The 19,464-nt window shown below is 35.0% G+C and carries 10 protein-coding genes, 2 tRNA genes and 1 pseudogene; 7 read left to right on the forward strand and 6 right to left on the reverse strand.

All coding sequences use genetic code 11. The annotated features are described in order from the left end of the window. Nucleotides 1–144 precede the first annotated feature (144 nt). Nucleotides 145–230 (forward strand) — tRNA-Leu (locus NNJ85_RS05605). 333 nt (nucleotides 231–563) lie between these two features. Here NNJ85_RS05605 and NNJ85_RS05610 read toward each other — a convergent pair. The 3 genes from NNJ85_RS05610 to NNJ85_RS05620 all read right to left on the reverse strand — a co-directional run bounded on the left by NNJ85_RS05610 (nucleotide 564) and on the right by NNJ85_RS05620 (nucleotide 4,696). Further along, nucleotides 564–1,469, reverse strand: coding sequence for an outer membrane protein (locus tag NNJ85_RS05610; protein WP_254474298.1), 906 nt, complete (start codon nucleotides 1,467–1,469; stop codon nucleotides 564–566). Between the two features lie 585 nt (nucleotides 1,470–2,054). Further along, entirely contained in the window at nucleotides 2,055–2,327 is a 273-nt protein-coding gene (locus NNJ85_RS05615; protein WP_254474300.1) for a hypothetical protein, read from the reverse strand. Continuing rightward, entirely contained in the window at nucleotides 2,321–4,696 is a 2,376-nt protein-coding gene (locus NNJ85_RS05620; RefSeq protein WP_254474302.1) for a mechanosensitive ion channel domain-containing protein, read from the reverse strand. Before NNJ85_RS05620 ends, NNJ85_RS05615 begins: the two co-directional genes overlap by 7 nt. A 609-nt stretch (nucleotides 4,697–5,305) precedes the next feature. Here NNJ85_RS05620 and secD point away from each other — a divergent pair. The 3 genes from secD to NNJ85_RS05640 all read left to right on the forward strand — a co-directional run bounded on the left by secD (nucleotide 5,306) and on the right by NNJ85_RS05640 (nucleotide 10,640). Continuing rightward, nucleotides 5,306–7,819, forward strand: coding sequence for a protein translocase subunit SecD (secD, locus tag NNJ85_RS05630; RefSeq protein ID WP_254474306.1), 2,514 nt, complete (start codon nucleotides 5,306–5,308; stop codon nucleotides 7,817–7,819). Nucleotides 7,820–7,919: 100 nt separating this feature from the next. Further along, a complete protein-coding gene (gene ybaL / locus NNJ85_RS05635; protein ID WP_254474308.1) occupies nucleotides 7,920–9,662 on the forward strand; it encodes a YbaL family putative K(+) efflux transporter in 1,743 nt (580 codons plus the stop codon). A 24-nt stretch (nucleotides 9,663–9,686) separates the two neighbouring features. Then, nucleotides 9,687–10,640: a YbhN family protein gene (locus tag NNJ85_RS05640; protein WP_254474310.1), complete on the forward strand. Its 954-nt coding sequence runs from the start codon at nucleotides 9,687–9,689 to the stop codon at nucleotides 10,638–10,640. Nucleotides 10,641–11,237: 597 nt separating this feature from the next. Here NNJ85_RS05640 and NNJ85_RS05645 read toward each other — a convergent pair. After that, a tRNA-Lys gene (locus tag NNJ85_RS05645) sits at nucleotides 11,238–11,313 on the reverse strand. A 447-nt stretch (nucleotides 11,314–11,760) separates the two neighbouring features. Here NNJ85_RS05645 and NNJ85_RS05650 point away from each other — a divergent pair. From NNJ85_RS05650 to NNJ85_RS05660, 3 genes are all read left to right on the forward strand, one after another. Beyond that, complete coding sequence (locus tag NNJ85_RS05650) at nucleotides 11,761–13,329, forward strand: TerC family protein (RefSeq protein WP_254474312.1); 1,569 nt, start codon at nucleotides 11,761–11,763, stop codon at nucleotides 13,327–13,329. Nucleotides 13,330–14,541: 1,212 nt separating this feature from the next. Beyond that, nucleotides 14,542–15,150, forward strand: a complete 609-nt coding sequence (locus NNJ85_RS05655; RefSeq protein WP_254474315.1) for a fumarylacetoacetate hydrolase family protein — start codon at nucleotides 14,542–14,544, stop codon at nucleotides 15,148–15,150. A 1,380-nt stretch (nucleotides 15,151–16,530) separates the two neighbouring features. Further along, nucleotides 16,531–17,931, forward strand: coding sequence for an amino acid permease (locus NNJ85_RS05660; RefSeq protein ID WP_254474316.1), 1,401 nt, complete (start codon nucleotides 16,531–16,533; stop codon nucleotides 17,929–17,931). 702 nt (nucleotides 17,932–18,633) lie between these two features. Here NNJ85_RS05660 and NNJ85_RS05665 read toward each other — a convergent pair. Together NNJ85_RS05665 and NNJ85_RS05670 are read right to left on the reverse strand one after the other, a co-directional pair. Continuing rightward, nucleotides 18,634–18,783, reverse strand: a pseudogene (locus tag NNJ85_RS05665) (SMI1/KNR4 family protein); the annotation flags it as partial. A 243-nt stretch (nucleotides 18,784–19,026) separates the two neighbouring features. After that, nucleotides 19,027–19,383 carry an HNH/ENDO VII family nuclease gene (locus NNJ85_RS05670; RefSeq protein ID WP_254474317.1) on the reverse strand — a complete coding sequence of 119 codons (357 nt, stop codon included), beginning with the start codon at nucleotides 19,381–19,383 and terminating at the stop codon, nucleotides 19,027–19,029. Between the last annotated feature and the right edge of the window lie 81 nt (nucleotides 19,384–19,464).

Raw genomic sequence — 19,464 nt, forward strand, 5'->3', positions numbered from 1 at the left:
TGCTTTGTTTATATTATACAGGCTTCTTCTAGCGATAAAGAAAACCATTGTCAGTCAAAATTTCACGAAAAAAAAATGATTTTTTTTCTTTTGTCATTAATTCTTGATTCAATAAAAGATATAGCTTATGAGAGAACTCTCATCGCGGACGTGATGAAAACGGTAAACATAGCAGACTTAAAATCTGCCGGTCGAAGACCTTGCGGGTTCAAGTCCCGCCGTCCGCACCATTCCATGCCTTTTTTGTTTTCTCATCATTTGGGTAGAAAAACGCTTTTTAAGCAACGCTACAACGATTATTAATTGAAACTGTCATAATGCGAAGAGCGAAGCGTCCCTTCTTTGCACACAAATATTTTAAGTTATACCTTATGAATCAAAGCAATTTCATTCTTAATAATTAAGAATCTGAGTAAGGTTTCCTTACCTCCTCATTATCACTCAAAATCAACAATCTCTTTCTTTATCATGAGATAGTATTGGTAATGCATAAAATTTCAAAAGATAAAGGTCCTATCAAAAATAGGACCTCTTAAACTTGAGCTTCTTTATTTCTACAAAAACTAGAATTTGTAAGCTATTCCTGCACGAAAATCATTCGTCTTATACTTCACTTCAATCTCGTCTTTAAATTTCTTTTTACCAAAATCTGAGTAACGATATTCCGCACGTGCAACAAGATTATCTGTCATTGCAAAATCAACACCACCACCGAGCGTATAACCAATCATCGTTTTTGTAGTATCCACTGTCTTATTAAAGGGACTATTTCCTGTAATGACTGTCGATAAAATATTTTCAAACTGTCCATAAGCGACACCACCCGCAATATAAGGCATCACCCGACCAGCAGAAAATCCAACACGCACCCGTGTGGCACCTGTCCACTTTTGTTTTAATGTATGATTAAAAGTTAAACTATTTTTCTCTTCTTTACTCTCTAAATTGACAAGTTTTACCTTTTTCAAACTTTTCTCTTCTGTACCTTCAGTACCAGTGCCTGATCCACCAGGCGAAGTCTCTTCAGTACCAGATTCATCAGTACTCGATTCGCCAGCCTGAAATTTCGTTTTTGTATTCTTTTTTTCCGTTAAAAGGATATCCGTATCAAGCCCAACAATCAAATTATTACCAAGATCAAAATTAACACCCGCATATAAACCACCTACAAATCCAGAAAGCTCAGGCGTATACTGTTTTTCAAGGGGGAGCCATGGCTTATTTTTACCCTCCTCACTAGGATAGAGAGGGATTTCAACATCACGCGTTGTTCCAGAAACTTTACTTGAAAAGCCACCAATTTGACCTCCAAAATAAAAACCAGCCCAAGAAAAAGATGAAGAAGCAATAACTTCTGAAACAACATGTACTGGATGTACTGGCTCTTCCGGCGCCACCACATCGGCAGCCTGTACGATAGAAGATGAAATAAAAGAAAAAATAGATGCTGTTAGAAATTTTGTATTCATAAAATTATACCCCATTGCTAAATTTAAATATAATTAAAACTCACATTTAGAAAAACAAAGTTTTATAAAATATTATACCAAAAGAATTGCATTTACTCCTTGTATAGTTACATTTAAAATAATCACTATATAAACACATCATTACATTAAAATTGAAGTTTAGCAAATAAATTTTAATAAATTTAAAAATATTAGAATTTAAATACTTAAAATAATAAATATTTAATAAAAATATCTATTATATATTTTAAAATGAGTAAATATAAAAACATTTTGTATTAAATTATCTCATTAAAAACACAAAAAGTAATATTTCACGTCTTTTTAAAGAGATAAATTCTTAAAATTGCCAAAAATGATGTAATTATTTTTATAAAATCAATATTTATTATAAAGTATTATAAATATAACTTAATATTTATATATCAAAAATATATACTATAGATTCTCTATATATAGAGGAATACCTATCTTACACGAAAATCACCCGTTTTTTCCTATCAATTTTCAAAAGGTAAGATGATAAACACGTGCAAGTTTATTATCCTTCTAAAACTTGTCTCTAAACAAAAGTTCTCAATCATTTTATTTAAAAATTGCTCTTCCCCTACTAATTTCTATAATGTCATCTGCCTTTATTACAAAACGGTCTTTATTAGGAAAAGTGATAAAGCATCCCTTCATACAAATTGTTATGATTTGATGTGTATTTAAAGAAAACTTTGAAGGTATACTTCCTTCGACAATAATAAGAGACTGCATCTTTAAATCCGTATTTTTTACTGTTGCAGCAAAAGACGTTATGGCAAAATTATTCAACAGAATACTTGTCATCAAAGCATAAATATATTTCAGCATTCTAAGATTCCTTCCTCAGCAAAGCGCTTATATAAGACAAATCGAAGAGTATTAGTTACATGAGAAGGTGCAGTAATATTAGGTACATAAATAGCTAAATTAAAAGAAAAGCTCTTATTATCAAATGCCGTAAAACTCACCTGTGGGAGAGGATTTTTTAAAACACCTTCTGTCGAAGAAGCAATCTCTAATAAAATTTCAACAACATGCTCTGGAGCAACCTTAGATGACACAGTCACCGGAATATCAATTCTTCCTACTTTATTGCGTCGTGTCCAATTACTAACGTTATTATTAATAAGGCTTGAATTGGGAATAATAATTGTTTTACGCTGAAGAGTCTCAAGTTCTGTTGCTCGTACACTAATACGCTTAACAACCCCCCCTACTGATCCGGACTCTATATAATCTCCTATTTTAAATGGTCTTCCAACTAAAATAATAAGTCCAGAGACAAAGTTTTGAACAATATTCTGTAAACCAAAACCTATACCAAGTGAAAGGCCTCCAGCAATAAGAGCAAAATTTCTAAGATCCAAACCTGCCATTGATAATCCTGTCAAAGCAGACAGAACAACGCCTCCATAACTTATCACTGTTTTGATAGAATTACGGACACCAGAATCGAATTCTCCATGGTCCAACACTACATGATCTAACCAATCAATAAATCGACGAATAAGGAACCAACAAACACCAAAAGAAATAATTCCTGTGACAAGAGAAATCAAAGAAAGAGTCATATTTCCGATCTGAAAACCGCTCACCGATTGCCACAAAACTGCTTTAAAATCGGAATAGGAAAATCCAAACTGTGCAGTGATTGGCATTGCACAAAATACAACAACAAAAAAATTGAGAAAAACGCTTAAAACAATTCCCAATTGATTCATTGTTTTTTCTTCTAAATGAAACCTCTGCATCAAAAAATGACCAACAGTTGTCTTCATAAATTGTCCTTTAGTCCCAATTGCTTGAGCGCTTTTTATGCCTAAATACATGAGAACTAAAAATGCTCCACCAATCATAATTTGCTGCATAATAAAACGCGCGAGACCAACATAGCCTAAAAAATTCAACACAAAGAGCAATAATCCCAAGCCAATAAAAGGAATGCGTATATAAAATGGCCAAAAATACGCTTCTCTTTTCTCTCCTAGAAAAGACTGAAGTCTAAAGCGCAAAGGGATAAATGCTATTATAAACAGCAATATCGCGACAAGAAAAACAGCAATAAAACTTTTAGCAATTGTCAAAGATAGAGGCGCTGAAATAATTTGATAAATACTATCAAAAACAGCATCAAATGCCAAAACACCCCCTAAAGAAGTGAGTAAAATCACCAATTGATAAGCCGATGATGGTGCAACATTGAAAAGACGTATATGGGGCATATTTGATGATAAAAGGACAATTGCTAAGCGATTGATTAAAAAGACTAAAATGATTTGACAACCGATCGTATTAAAAACAGTTGTAAGCTTACCTGGATCTAAATTAAAATTACGAAACAAAAACAACACAAGATAAACGCAAAGAACACAGATAAGCGAAGGTAAGAGAACTGAAATAAAGGCGATCAATAAGCGTTGTAAATAGGATATTTCCTCATTAGACTTGGTAAAATGGCAATATACATGGATAAGAATCTTACGAGAAAAATATGAAAGCCCCAAAGTGATGAAAAGTGGAATCAAAAAGCAAAGAAAAAGCTGTAACAGCTTGAAATAAAAGATAAAACCACACCAAGAACTCAACAGCAAAAGAAAATCTGATGAAGCTTCTTTTGTTTTCTGGATAAGATGTTTCATCATCGGTATCGAAAATTCAAGCCTATCGGTCAGTGTGCGTTTAAAAAGCTCACGAGATTGAGAAATAGAAAGTTCAGCTATTCTATTTGTCGCCAAAAAAATTGCTTCAAAGCGAAGCATAATACGATTAATTTTAGCTTTTTGCTCTATCAAGTAAGCGTATTCCTTCACTGAACTTTTCAGTTTTTTTACATCATGATTAAGCTCGGTTAATTGATCAAGAAGTGCATTAATCTCATTAAGAGGAGAACGCAAAACAAATGCTGCCTCGAGCGCACGTTCACTGATATCTTGTGCACGTAAGCGCAATTCTTCCAGAGCATGCTCATCTTCTAATTTTCTGTCAAAATCTCTTTTTAAACTTTCAGTATTTTCTTCAAGATTCTCAATAATCAACTGTTGTTTTTGAATAATTTCATCAACTGAATAAGAAGCTATTGTCTGTTCGACAATTGTATTGCGCGCCCCCTCATTTCCCCATGCACCAGAATTAAAAACAACGATAATCCCCAAAAGAAGGAAAAGTATATGGGTATTTTTTCTACAAAATGAATACATATCTACCTTAGGTATACAAAAAGGATTTTATCCCCTCTTCTTTAATATAGTATAAGACAGATATTTTCAACTTTTGTAGAATAATCTTATAAAAGCTTTCCCTTATCCTATAATACTGATAATAAGAGGGAATAATTGTAAGCTGAACTTAATAAGATTAAAGAAGGCACTCTCGCATGATTTTTTTGTACCTCTATTGCAAAAAAGAAAATTTGCTCCCATTGATGACTTGGATTTTTCTATCCAGTTTGGGTGTATTTTTGACAAGCAATCTAGGAACGCGTGCTTCTTTAATCAAACAATCAGACACCAGTAATATCATTAGGAATATTATTAAAACGAATAGATTTGATTTACCCAACAAGTGTGTTCAATTGAATGTACTAACAACTGAAACCCTAAAAATTGTAACGTTCGCTTTCTCGTTAATAAAAATTTCAGCTATTTATAAACGACTTCATAACGTCAAAACGCAATATTTTTCAAATAAACGAGCTCCTCCCCATGAACACACCTAATCCTCTTCCTTGAATTATAAAACGATCATCTTACTTTACTCGTGCTTTTAACTTTGAATCACTGTTAGATTGCCTATTAGCGGAATATATCATGCGTACACCTCGTTGGTTAACTACCCTTTATTGCTTTATCCTTTTAAGCAGCATTTATATTGCCTTACCCAATTTATTTTCACACGAACAAGTTAAAAATTCAAAATTCTTACCCGACACCCGTGTAGCCCTTGGTCTTGATCTTCAAGGAGGCTCTTCTCTCCTGCTTGAGGTTGATAGCAAAACGTTAAAACGCGATCAATTACACATCGTTTTAAACAACGTGCGCAATACATTGCGTGAAAAGCAAATCCGTACCTCAAGTGTTCGTATAGTCGAAGATAGCGTTGTTGCCGTCATTTCTGATGCATCACAAACTGAAAAAGCTTTCTCAGCCTTAAAAACATTAATAACACCCATACACAGTAATTTTGGGACAACAGAACATAACATCACCATCAGTGCTCAAAATGAAATGCTTCGTGTCACGTTAACAGAAGCGGGAGTAAAAGATCGTATAAGCAACGCCATTGAACAAAGCTTAGAAATCATCCGTCGCCGTATCGATCAAGTTGGTGTTTCAGAACCAGCGATCCAAAAGGTTGGAAATGACCGTATTATGGTCCAATTGCCTGGCTTACAAGATCCAAAACAACTACGAGATCTTTTAGGCACAACCGCTAAGATGAGTTTTCATCTTGTTCCCTCTAATGTGGACCCCAATAATCCCCCTATAGGTGTCTCCATTCTTCCTGGATATACTGATGAAACACAACGCTATGCAATTTATGATCAAATTGCTTTAGATGGAAATGTCCTTAAAGACGCCCGCGCTGGTTTTGACCCGCAAATGCCAGGACGTTCTATTATCTCATTTACATTAGATTCTGCTGGTGCAAAAATATTTGCCGATATAACACGACAAAATATTAATCGTCCTTTTGCCATTGTTCTGGATCATAAGGTTTTAACCGCTCCTACTATCAGTAGTGTCATTCCCAATGGGCAAGGTCAAATTACAGGAAACTTTGATCCCAAAGAAGCCTCAACTCTAGCTGCTCTGCTCCGCGCTGGTTCCCTCCCCGCTCCACTCACAGTCATTGAAGAAAGAACGGTAGGTCCAAATCTTGGCGCTGATGCGATCCAAATGGGACTTTACACCGGCATAATCGGTTTTATGCTTGTTGCAATTTTTATTTTTCTTCTCTACCGAATTTGGGGGCTCATTGCCAATATAGCCCTAGCGCTCCACACGATTTTAACATTTGCAGCCCTCAGTCTCCTCGGTGCAACGCTGACCCTGCCTGGTATAGCTGGTATTATCTTAGGCATCGGTATTGCCGTTGATGCGAATATTCTCATCAATGAACGTATCCGTGAAGAAAGTCGAAAAGGTGTAAGTGCTTTTGCAGCTCTAGATCGTGGTTTTAAACAGGCTTTTGCAACCATTGTTGATGCAAATGTTACGGCAATTATAGCGACTGTTTTACTCTTTTGGTTTGGTACCGGTCCCGTTCGTGGTTTTGCCGTAACCATGTTGCTTGGGATTATCATCTCCATGTTCACAAATATTACCATTGTACGCATCATCATGATTTGGATTGTTCGTAAATGGAAAATTAAAAAATTGCATATTCACTCTGCTTTCAACATTCTCCCCCAAAATACAACTTTCCACTTTATGAAAGCGCGATTCATTGGGATTGGTATCTCAATTATTTTATCAATAGCTTCAGTTTTTCTCTTTTTTAAGCCTGGCTTGAATTTTGGAATTGATTTTATTGGCGGTAGCCAAATGAGTATTACCACGAAAGCACCAGCAGACCTAGCAACCCTGCGTTCCAAGCTTTCTACCCTTAATATTGGGGAAATTAGCCTGCAAAATATCGATAACGAAAACACCGTACTCATTCGCATGCAGAAACAAAGTGGGAGCGAAGCACAACAAACCATCGCCATTGATAAGGTCAAAACAGCTGTACAAAATATCTATCCTGATACCACATTTGATCAAATAGAAGTTGTTGGCCCCAAAATTTCAGGCGAACTTGCCACAGCTGCATTTACGGCTGTTATTCTTGCAGCTATTGCCATGACTCTCTATATATGGTTACGCTTCGAGTGGTTTTTTGCTATTGGAGCCATTGTCACACTCATTCTAGACACCACAAAAATGATCGGCTTTTTTGCTTTATTTCAATTTGATTTTAATTTAACAGCCATCGCTGCACTCTTAACAATTGTTGGATATTCTATAAATGATAAGGTTGTCGTCTATGATAGGATGCGCGAAAATATGCGTCTTTATAAAAAAATACCATTGCGCGAACTGATTGATCTGTCAATTAATCAAGTTCTTGTCCGTTGTTTTTTTACATCCGCCACAACAATTCTTGCTATGCTTCCTATGGCGATATGGGGTGGAAGTGCCGTTCATAATTTTGCATTGCCCATGGTCTTTGGGATTATTGTTGCAACATCATCTTCTATCTTTATTGCTGCTCCTATTTTACTCCTGCTAGGAAATTGGTGGCGTGAACGAAATAATCGTGTAAATACGAAAGCGAAATGAAAATGTTCTTTGATACATATGATACATCATTCCTCTCTTCTCGAAGAAATAAGAAGCATTTTCATTCATTCGCTTTTTGATCAAGAATAGTAAATAATCCATGCTCCACGACACACCACTTATCACAACCATTGTTGCCGGTTTATGTTTAGCATTTCTTTTGGGAATGATTGCTAGCCGTTTGCGGATTTCACCCCTTGTAGGCTATTTGTTAGCTGGTGTTATTGTGGGCCCCAATACAGGTGGATTTAAAATAGATTCCGTTATTATCAATCAACTTGCTGAAATTGGTATTATTTTGCTCATGTTTGGTGTTGGGCTCCACTTTTCCTTAAAAGACCTTTTATCTGTCAAAGCGATTGCTGTCCCCGCTGCTATTGCCCAGATGGCATTTTCTACTTTTTTAGGCTTATGTCTTGGTCTGATTATGGGATGGGGTCTTAGCGAAAGTTTGATCTTCGGTCTTGCTTTATCCATAGCAAGTACTGTTATCCTGTTACGTGCTTTGCAAGAGCGTCATCTTATTGAAACAGAAAAAGGCCGTATTGCCGTTGGATGGTTGATTATTGAGGATTTAGCAATGGTCCTTATACTTGTCCTCATCCCATCCTTGGCAAGCACCCTCAACAATACAAACAAAGAAGCATTAGACCCTCTCGTTCAATGGTTGGATTTAAGTATTTGGGGTGTTTTTGGTCTCACCATCCTGAAAGTCATTATATTTATCGCATTAATGCTCGTCATTGGGCGACGCGTCATCCCATGGCTTTTAAAAATGAGTGCACAATCGGGATCACGTGAATTATTCCGTCTCAGCGTCTTTGCCATTGCCCTAGGCGTAGCTTTCGGAGCCGCTCATTTATTTGGTGTTTCTCTTTCTCTTGGTGCTTTTTTTGCCGGTATGGTCATGAGCGAATCAGAATTGAGTCACCGCGCTGCTGAAGAATCCTTACCACTACGCGATGCCTTTTCTGTTCTCTTTTTTGTTTCTGTAGGCATGTTATTTGATCCAGGAAAACTCTTGACTCATTTTTTTCCTCTTTTAGCAACCTTATTCATTATTGTGATTGGAAAATCTGCTGTTGCCTTTTTCATTGTTAAAGCTTTTCGCTATTCGAATGCAACGGCTTTGACGATTGCTGCAAGCCTTGCTCAAATCGGAGAATTTTCCTTTATCCTTGCTGGTTTAAGTCTAAGCTTAGGACTTTTAAACAATGACGCTCATGATTTAATTCTTGGAGGAGCAATTTTTTCTATTTTGCTCAATCCTCTTGTTTTCATTGCCTGTAACAAAATAAAAAAACGTCTAGAAAAAATTTCTGTCTCTTCACAAAATACCCAAACAATTATTGATATTGATCCACAAGATCCTGACCAAGATTTTTTACCAATGACCATAAAAAACAACCATATCGTCATTATTGGCTATGGTCGTATTGGTCAATGTATTGCATTATCTTTAGTAAATAGAGATCAACCCATAGTGATTGTGGAAGAATCAAAACGCCTCGCTGATAAAGCAATTGCCGATGGCTTTGAGGTTATTTGTGGTAATATCATTCAACAAGAAATAATGAACGCAGCCAATATAAATAATGCACATAAAGTTGTTATTACAATGCGAAGTACCATTGAAGTCGGAGAATGTATCGTGAATATACGTGATATGCAGAAGGATATCCAGATAATCACACATGCATTATCCGACACAGAAACAGCTTATCTCATTGATTTAGGGGCTGATGTTGTAGTAACGGATGATGAAGAAATTGCCAATGGCATTATAGGGCATATAACAGAACAAAGGTCTGTAAAAAATATGCATAATCATGAAAATTTATAGAAAACTAAAAATGGATAAAGAAGCGTGAAAATAAAGCAATTTATATGGCCCTTAATTGGTATCTTAGCAATGCTGATATCTATTCGGATTCTTTATATAAAGCTCTCTGCCATTTCGTTCACAGACGTATTGGAACGCTTGAGCGATTTAAATGCACAGCACTGGTTATTAGCCTGTTTATGTTCCCTGCTTGCTTATGCTGCTCTTGCTGGCTACGATCGTATTGCCTTGCAACATCTAGGCCATAAAATTTCTTGGATTTTCATCGCTATCTGTTCATTTACAACTTACGCTCTTTCACACAATATCGGTGCTTCCGTTTTTTCTGGTGCCGTCGTGCGTTATCGTGCCTATAAAATGAAAGGATTAAATGGAACAGAAATCGCCATATTAGTAGGTTTTTGTTCTTTTACTTTTGTCATCGGCACAATCTTACTGTTAGGGATCGTGTTGGTTCTGCAACCCGAAATTATCACCCTCATTCATGAAGAGCTTCCTGAATGGCTTGGAACGACAGTTGGGGCCATTTTACTCAGTTGCATAGCACTTTATACGTTTGGGAGTTGGCTTCAATTGAAACCCTTACGCTTGGGCAAGAAAATTCAGCTTTCCTATCCACGGCTAAAAATTGTTATTCAACAGCTCCTCATTAGCCCTCTAGAGCTTTTAGGAGCAGCAGGAATTATATATGCTGTTCTCCCCTACAATGCAGATATTCATTTTATTTCTGTTCTTGGCGTTTTCTTAGCATCTTTTACGATAACGCTTCTCTCCAATGCTCCAGCAGGAGGCGTGGGTGTTCTTGAAGCGCTCTTCATAACAGGTATGCCCCATATAAACCCAACCGATGTTATCGCAGCACTTATTGTTTTTAGAATACTGTATTTGATCATACCACTCATCATTTCATTATTCGTGGTCGCCATCTTTGAAGCGCAACAATATTGGAAAAGAGCCCCTAAAACACCCCCTAAATAAATAAAAGACTGTCTATGATTCTTTTTTTGTGTGCCTATCAATGATATAATCATTGCCGGAGTTCAGTTGCATCTGTAAATTAATACAATCATTATTTTTTATTTATCTTTTTGCCTTCGAACTTGAAATGCCCCCTTTATAAGAAGCTGATTCTAAAAAAACAGAGAAATATTTATCTATTTTCCTTCAAAAAAAATGCCCATAAACTTGAAAATAGTTATCCGTGTAAAAAACAATCGTTTATATAACATATAACATATTGATTTATAAATATAATTTATCTTTATTCAACTTGAATGAAAACCTTGAATACTGTAAAATTTTCTCATTTCAAATCTCTTCCACATTGAATCAATCAAAACCCTTCGCTTGCATGTTATAAACGGGAAGAGCCTTATGGCATAAAACTGTACAAAAAGACTAAAAACGCCTTTCTTGCTTATAAAGAGTCTCAAGTACCAAGAGCTATTGGAATACCATTGGGAGCTGGCAAACAGTATGGTGGCATCGGATTGTTCCTCCTCCCCAATTTTATTTAGCCTTTTATATCTTAAAAAGTTTTACGCAATCAACAAATTATTTATAATATAAAATAAATGGTGGGTGATGAGGGGATCGAACCCACGACCCGCTGATTAAGAGTCAGCTGCTCTACCGACTGAGCTAATCACCCATAAGCTTCCCAAAAGATGAGCCAAAAAATGAGAATGAGCGTTTCTATAACGCTCCTAAGGGTGGATGTCTAGATATTTTGTTGTTTTTTATATAGCCTCATCGTCTGTAAGGCTTAAAATATGCTATTGACCACTTGATCTTATATAAAAATAAACCCATTATAAGAAGCTCTATACATAAATATTCTGATTGTTATACAGAATCTATAACTGGAGGATTATCGAGCATAATGCCCGAACAAAATTTAGAGGAACCTTCTTGTCGTTATCAGCGGAATGGGACGTCGCTTTGTTTTATCAATAATCATATGCGTTTAGGAAATATTTTTCTGTTTTTCCCTTTGAATGTAAGTTTTTTACATTCAAAATTCATGATCCAATATGCGAATAAAAGCCCATGATTTTTTTTGTCAATCGCGCGCTTTTAAGCTTTTAAAAGGTGAGAAATGATGGAATGGATCACTGATCCCCATGCGTGGTTTGGTTTGGTCACGTTGGTTTTCCTTGAAATTGTTTTAGGAATAGATAACCTTATCTTTATTGCAATTTTAGCTGAAAAATTGCCACTACATTTGCGTGACCGAGCACGCTTGATAGGTCTTACTTTAGCATTAATCATGCGGCTTTTCCTTCTTACAGTTATTGGATGGGTTATGAGACTCGATATGGTCATTCTTTCACTTTCAACTTTTGTCTTTAGTTGGCATAGCTTTATTTTAATTGGTGGAGGAGCCTTTTTGCTGGCAAAAGGAACGTTAGAATTACATGAAAGGTTAGAAGGAGTATCACATGAAAGAAAAACAGGCGTTGCTTATGCTGTTTTTTGGCAAGTAATTGTTCAAGTCGTGGTGCTGGATGCCGTTTTTTCACTCGATAGTATTATCACCGCAACAGGTATGATTGCAAAAGAACAAGCAACAGTTATGTATATCGCAGTCATTACTGCTATGGGAGTCATGATGTGTGGCTCGGGCTCTCTTATGCGTTTTATTAATCGTCATCCCACTATTGTAATCCTTTGTCTTGGATTTTTGATGATGATTGGTTTTACGCTCATTGTTGAAGGATTCGGTTTTCATATTCCCAAAGGGTATTTGTATGCTGCTATTGGTTTTTCTGTTCTCATCGAAGCTTTTAATCAAATTGGACGTCGTAACCGTGAAAAGATGATTACAACGAATGATCTACGCAGTAGAACAGCTGATGCTGTTTTAAGGCTCTTAGGAGGAGGAAGTAAAGATAGTCATCTTGCTGAAACTGTAGATGTCATTGCGGAACAAGCCGCAGCTTCTGAGTTATTTAGACCAGAAGAAAAAGAGATGATTCGTGGTGTTCTCGATTTAGCAGATCGTCCTGTTCGCTCTATCATGTCGCCGCGCAATGAGATTGAGTGGTTAGATTTAAATGCTGATGAAAATGAAATGCGTGAAGAATTACAAAAGGTTAAACATAGCCGCTTAATTCTTGCGCGTGAAAAAGTGGATGAATTTGTTGGCGTTGCGTTAACAAAAGATCTTCTTTTGAATCTGGCTGAGGGTAAAAAGATTAATTGGAAAAAAGCAATGCGAGAACCGCTTGTTGTTCATGAAAACACAAGTGTTTTACGATTGATGGAACAATTACGCCATTCTTCGATTCAGCTTGCAATTATTGTTGATGAGCATGGCTCTTTTGAAGGAATTGCAACACCAACCGATATTCTTGAAGCTATTGCAGGAGATTTTCCTGATGACGATGAAGAGCTCATGATCGCAGAACAACTTGAAAATGGCAGCCTTCTTGTAGAGGGATACGCTGATATCCGCCGTTTAAGTGGTTATCTTGGACGAAATCTTGTTGATGAAGCAGACCGTTATACGACTCTGGCAGGCTTTATGCTTTGGCAATTTGGTCATTTGCCGAACGAAGGGGAAAGTTTTGAAACCGATGGTTTACGCTTTAAAGTGGTTGAAATGGAACGCCGAAACATATCTAAAATTCTTATTTCTCCACTTGTGTTACCAGAAAAAAGCTAATTCTTTTGATCCATAAGGTTAAGTAAAAAGATTTTTCTTCATGATGAGAAAGTGAAAAGAATAAGAAATTGATAACTTAATTGTATTGTCCTTATTTTATATTTTTTAAGCGGAAAGAATGAATGTACAAAAATTAAGTTATCAATAAATTTTCAGTACAAAAAAGTTTTCACTGATGATTTGCAAAGAGCGCTTAAAAAAATGGTGCATAATTAGGTTATTAATCTCAAAAATGATAATTTTATACAACATATTGATGCATAATAATTATTTATCATTTTTTTTATTAAAATACTCCGCCAGCTTCACATCCAGAAAGCTTCTTTCAACCATCAAATTACCGTGTTAGATTGCCATTATTGATGCATTCACTGAACTGATGAAGACGACTTTAGAGATTTGATACTTATCGATTATAGAGAAAAATGACAATGAAAATTGCTATAACCGATAGAATAACTCAAATGAGTGAGTTTAAAAAATCTGAGAAAAATTGATGTCTTATTAATCTGACATGCAAAAATAACAGAAAAAGTAGCTAAAAAACACAGTGTTGAATTGGCTAATATCCTTCTTGTATAGATAAAGTCACTGACGATTTAGCAAAAAATATAATAAAACATAGCAAGAAAACAATCTTAAAATGTTCCGTTCAAAGCATAAAACCATTGAGTTAGCCGAATTCAAAAAAAATAGGGAAAGCAACGCTAGAACGTTAAAGCCTTTTGGATTCAAAATTATTACCTATGAACCATATACTAATGAAGCTCTTGCTAAATCACTCAACTTCAAAATTTTAAAAGATATGAATACACATCCAAGATAATCTAATATGATATCACGACATTGGCCTCTTCCCAACAAAACATATAGAAATGATTAATTCAGGATTCCTCAAAAAGAGTAAGAAAAAGCTATCTTTATGAATACCGCAAAGGATAAAATCCTCAGCGATTTTGATTTCTTAGAGAAGCATCTAGGCAAAAATCCTGAATTCTCCACGCGTTCCTTGATGTTCTTCCTGTAAAAACACCCAATAGCCCACTCTCTCATTCAAAACTTGGAGAGACAATGCTGACTGTTTATTATCAATAATTGATCATTAATCCACACAATGCATATTTTTTACAAAGCTCATAGATCGATATGAGAAAAGATATTGTTTCCCTAGTGATATCTTTTCGATATAAAAGAAGAATTTGGAGATTTCCTATGATTAATAATATTTACTGCGTCGGATATAATTATGTTAAACATGCACATGAACTGGGTAATGTTGTTCAAGATGAACCTGTTATCTTTAGCAAACCGAATAGTTCACTCATCTTAGGAAATCAAATTGATCTTCCTGATTTTTCCAAAGAAATTCATTTCGAAACTGAAATTGTGCTCAGAATCTCACAGGATACCTTTATGGTCAATGAGAGGGAAGCTGAAGCATGTTATGATGCCATAGCAATAGGTCTTGATCTAACCGCAAGAGATTTGCAAACGAAACTGAAAGAAAAAAAGCTTCCTTGGCTTTTATCTAAAGGCTTTAAAGGAGCCGCATACGTCTCCGACTTCATAAACAAAGAAAAAATAAACAACCCAATAACCTTTACAATGAAGTTGAATGGCGAAACGAGACAAGTTGGCAATATGAAAAATATGATCTTTAGCTTTGAGAAAATAATATCATTTTTAAGTCACTACATTCAGTTAAGGCGTGATGATATCATATATACAGGCACTCCACAAGGCGTAGGCAAACTCTCTAAGTTTGACAGAATGGAATTATATCTCGAAGATCAATTAATTTCAGAAATAAAGGTCAAATGAATCATCAAATATTAACCTTTTTTATCGTTTCATTTTTTTAATCGTATCCTCGTCCAGACATAGCTCTTATCATCGACAATGAAACAGGGCTTGAAAAAAAATGCGTCAGTTATGTTGTTGGCTTGTGTACAACAACATGTGCACATGGAACTTTTCCATACGAAGTGTAACAGCAATCATTCTTAACAATAAAACGTTCTTTTTTAGTACAGCTCATGAGGCGCTGTTATTTATGCTATATGGGCGTTAAATCGATTAAATCTAGAATTAACATCTTAAAATCAACAGAAATAATATCAAAAAACGAAAAGAATGCTGAGGGCAAAGTGAAAGTTTTACCAGCTACATAGATGGTTTTATGACACAAATACTAAACCCCAAAGCATCAATATTTTATATCGCAGCCTTTTCAAAATTCTTGTCTTCTGGCGGTAATATTTAAAAAGGGGTTGAACTTATCACAATACATTCTTTCAAAATACATTTGCATAGTTCACTTTGATGATCATTTTTATATCATTTGCAAGCGCTACTTTAAAAAGAAACAATAAAAGAATGCATTAATAGTGCAACAGGAACAGTTTTATCTCCATTTTATTTGGATAGCTTTATATTTTGGTAACAAATTGCAAAGCTAATGGAGCAATCTTTTTATGATTCTGTCTCTCTCTAAAATAGCACAGCTTCTAACAGAATTTATACAACCGCCAGTTCCTTTTCATTTTCTTTGTATAACTGCATAACGCTGCATTTCTTTCTCATAGTATGAAGATCTTATTGTGTAAACTGTATAAACAATACAAATTTTTCGCAACATTTTATCAATATCTAAATGAAGTTCTTAATTTACCACGTTAGAAGAAAGAAGCTAAAGGCCCCTCTTTTCCTTTGTAAAAAGGGAATTTTTTTCACTTATGATAATATCATAAAATAAAAAAATGACTTTAGAAATCATTTTAATTTTCTATCATCAGGGCTTTTCCCTAAACTAAGATAGTAACCCTCTAATGCTCCTTGAAAAAAATTAAAACTCTCTCTATTATGAATAATAATATACTGATTATAAAGGATAAATTTTATAAAGTCATAAAAGTTCCTAAAAATTTTCTGAAATAATTTTAAAGGAGCACGATATCGTGATCTTTTCATAAGTTGTCTATTTGTTATTAAAATAATAAAAGCTCTCTCTTCAAATATCTGTCACATTATTTAAGAAGAAAGCATGCTCTTTTTTCAAAACCATATTCTTATCTTTATCCACACGGCATCATAAAAAATGTTTTTTTCCTTTACACCTCATTTATATCATGCTTCGATACGAAATAATGCCTTTTTTAGTGTAATTTAATCTCAGAATAATTAAAGGGAACCCCAAAAAAAATGGACTGTAAACAAAATTTAAAAGATGATCCTCAGAAAAAACTACAACGTGGTTTAGATAATCGTCACGTACAACTTATAGCCCTCGGTGGGGCTATTGGAACAGGACTCTTCATGGGATCAGGAAAAACAATTAGTGTAGCAGGCCCTTCTATCATACTTGTTTATGCTATTATTGGATGTGCCCTATACTTTGTCATGCGTGCAATGGGAGAATTATTGCTTTCTAATTCACAATATCGATCTCTTATTGATTTTTCAACCGATATGCTAGGGCCGGGAATCGCTTTTTTTGTTGGCTGGAACTATTGGTTAAGCTGGGTTGTGACTGGAGCAGCAGATATTATTGCCATCATTAATTATATGCATTTCTGGTGGCCAACACTTAATCCATGGATTGTTGTTTTTGCTTGCATTGGTTTCTTTTTAATCCTTAACCTCCTTGCCGTAAAGTTTTTCGGTGAACTTGAATTCTGGTTTGGTCTTATCAAAGTCGTCGCAATTTTAGCATTAGTCATCGTTGGATTTTATATGATCGCTACAGGCTTTACTTCTCCAAATGGTACGGTTGCGTCTCTCAATCACGTATGGAATGGTGGCGATATATTTCCCCGTGGAATTACAGGTTTTTTTGCTGGATTTCAAATTGCCATTTTTTCTTTTGTTGGGATTGAAATTGCTGGAACAACGGCTGCTGAAGTCAAAGAACCTAAAAAAGTTCTCCCTAAAGCCATTAATGCAATACCGGTGCGTATTGTCCTCTTTTACATCTTTTCTCTTGCTGTGATTATGTCAGTTACACCTTGGAATCAAATTGTTCCAGATCAAAGTCCCTTTGTCTCCATGTTTTGGCTTGCTGGCATTCCAATAGCTGCTGGCTTGGTCAATTTTGTTGTTCTCACCTCAGCTGCCTCCTCAGCAAACAGTGGTATTTTCTCCACTAGCCGTATGATATATGGGCTTGCAACACAAAAAGGTGCCCCTCCAATTTTGGGCAAACTTTCTAAATACCGTGTTCCAGCCAATGCTTTGTTCTTTTCCTGCCTATGTATTTTAGTAGGATACACAATTGCATCATCATCTCCAAGCATCATAAGTGCTTTTACAATTGTAACCTGCATTTCAGCGATTGCATTTTTATTCGTATGGTCCGTTATTTTAATTAGCTATATTGTCTATCGTCGCAATCATCCTCACTTACATGCTGAATCCGTCTATAAAATGCCGGGTGGTCCCTTTATGTGCGGGGTCGTGTTAGTTTTTTTTGCTTTTATGCTCTATTTGTTGACATTAGAACATGACACCCTAACAGCTTTAAAATATAGTATCTTTTGGTTTATTTTCTTAGGCATAATGTACTTTATGTTTATAAGAAAAAAAATTCCTTCAAAAAATAAATAAAATCTATACAAAATATTTCAAAAAGGGGTAACTAAGGTTACCCTTTTTCTACTTAACCTTCTCCCAACACCACAAAAGAAGAAGATTTCTTCCAGCACCAGTTTGTAAACAATCTGACCTGTTAAAGGAAATGCTGCTAACCACTTAGGTTCTACCCTACATAAGGCTCCAGCAACCCCTCCCCCAAATACTGACCACACATTCTAAAAATACCTAAAATGTATAAAATTTTCTATGCTTTATCACTGCTTTAAACAAGGGTTGTTGTACGGCATAATAGGATAAGACACGAGCTATTCTGTAAAGAATTTTCTATAAAACTTCACCTACATTATTGACTAAAAATATTTAGATTTTACCTCTCCCCCCAAAAAACTATGAAAATATTTTTTATTTTTAAATAAACTATATTTCTTATTTTAAAAAATATTTTATTAAAATAAATAATACTATATTTTTAATATTACTATGTATAAATAATAAAAAATAAAATTTTATACTTAGATTTATATGATATAATTTTTATATAAAATAATTATTTCATTAATTAATAAAAATTTTTTCTTTGTTTATATAAAATCATAGAAAAAAATCCTTTACTCATCAGCCATATCATGTTCCGATAGAAGGTATTATCTTTTTTAGGATAATTTTTATTTCAAAATAACTAAGAAGAAATTGCAACGTGGACTCCATAACCACCACATACAACTTATAGCCCTTGGTGGAGCGATTAGACTCAGTTGTTTTAATCCGTACATCATCAGGGGCATTATCTTGAGTACCAAAATTAATAACATAACTATGCATATCAACTAATTGTGCAACATCTGATAAAGTATAACTTTTCATAAATTTTTCTCCATAAAACACAGCGTGTTTTTACTGATCAATATTTCTCTACTATAGCCAATAGAATTGGGATGACATTGATGATAAAATCATAAGGGATATTTTCTTGATGGAGCTCTTTTCTCATCTGTATCTATAAAATCATCTCACATTTACAATATATGATCTCACTAAAGGAGATGATCATTAAAGTTTAGAGAGAATCTTTTAGAGACATTGCTCCAATATTTGCCAATAATTACTTTATCTTTTTTTCCTACTTAGGAATTTTTTTGAAATCCAACAAATAACTTTGCTGATAAAATTTGTTTTTGGATTCTTAGGAGCAACCAAACTCCTGCCTTGATAAAATGAGTAGAGAACCTCAGCGAGAGGACCTTCTTGTGTCATAGGATGTAACATAATAGGTCTACAATCGACTCCAATAGGAGCTCTTCCTGATACCATTCTTTCCACATTTGTACCTGTTACTATCTGTCCTTTTTCTTTCCAAGAAGAAACTGTTTCAGGTTCAAATAGTTCATCGTCTTGATAAACTTTTGTACCTTTAAATTCCACAGACTCAGATGCCCCCATACTTTTTTTCTTTATCCATTTCATGATTCATAATCCCCTCGATTATTTTCAAAATAATCACGTATTCTTTGTCCTAAATAGGCTTAATAAACTCTCCTTCCAAGA

The sequence above is a fragment of the Bartonella sp. B1098 genome, assembly GCF_944896145.1.
GTDB lineage: Bacteria > Pseudomonadota > Alphaproteobacteria > Rhizobiales > Rhizobiaceae > Bartonella.

Coding starts and splice junctions, on each gene's coding strand:
- NNJ85_RS05610 (WP_254474298.1), bottom strand. CDS start 1,469: ATGAATACAAAATTTCTAACAGCATCTATTTTTTCTTTTATTTCATCT.
- NNJ85_RS05615 (WP_254474300.1), bottom strand. CDS start 2,327: ATGCTGAAATATATTTATGCTTTGATGACAAGTATTCTGTTGAATAAT.
- NNJ85_RS05620 (WP_254474302.1), bottom strand. CDS start 4,696: ATGTATTCATTTTGTAGAAAAAATACCCATATACTTTTCCTTCTTTTG.
- secD (WP_254474306.1), top strand. CDS start 5,306: ATGCGTACACCTCGTTGGTTAACTACCCTTTATTGCTTTATCCTTTTA.
- ybaL (WP_254474308.1), top strand. CDS start 7,920: ATGCTCCACGACACACCACTTATCACAACCATTGTTGCCGGTTTATGT.
- NNJ85_RS05650 (WP_254474312.1), top strand. CDS start 11,761: ATGATGGAATGGATCACTGATCCCCATGCGTGGTTTGGTTTGGTCACG.
- NNJ85_RS05655 (WP_254474315.1), top strand. CDS start 14,542: ATGATTAATAATATTTACTGCGTCGGATATAATTATGTTAAACATGCA.
- NNJ85_RS05660 (WP_254474316.1), top strand. CDS start 16,531: ATGGACTGTAAACAAAATTTAAAAGATGATCCTCAGAAAAAACTACAA.
- NNJ85_RS05670 (WP_254474317.1), bottom strand. CDS start 19,383: ATGAAATGGATAAAGAAAAAAAGTATGGGGGCATCTGAGTCTGTGGAA.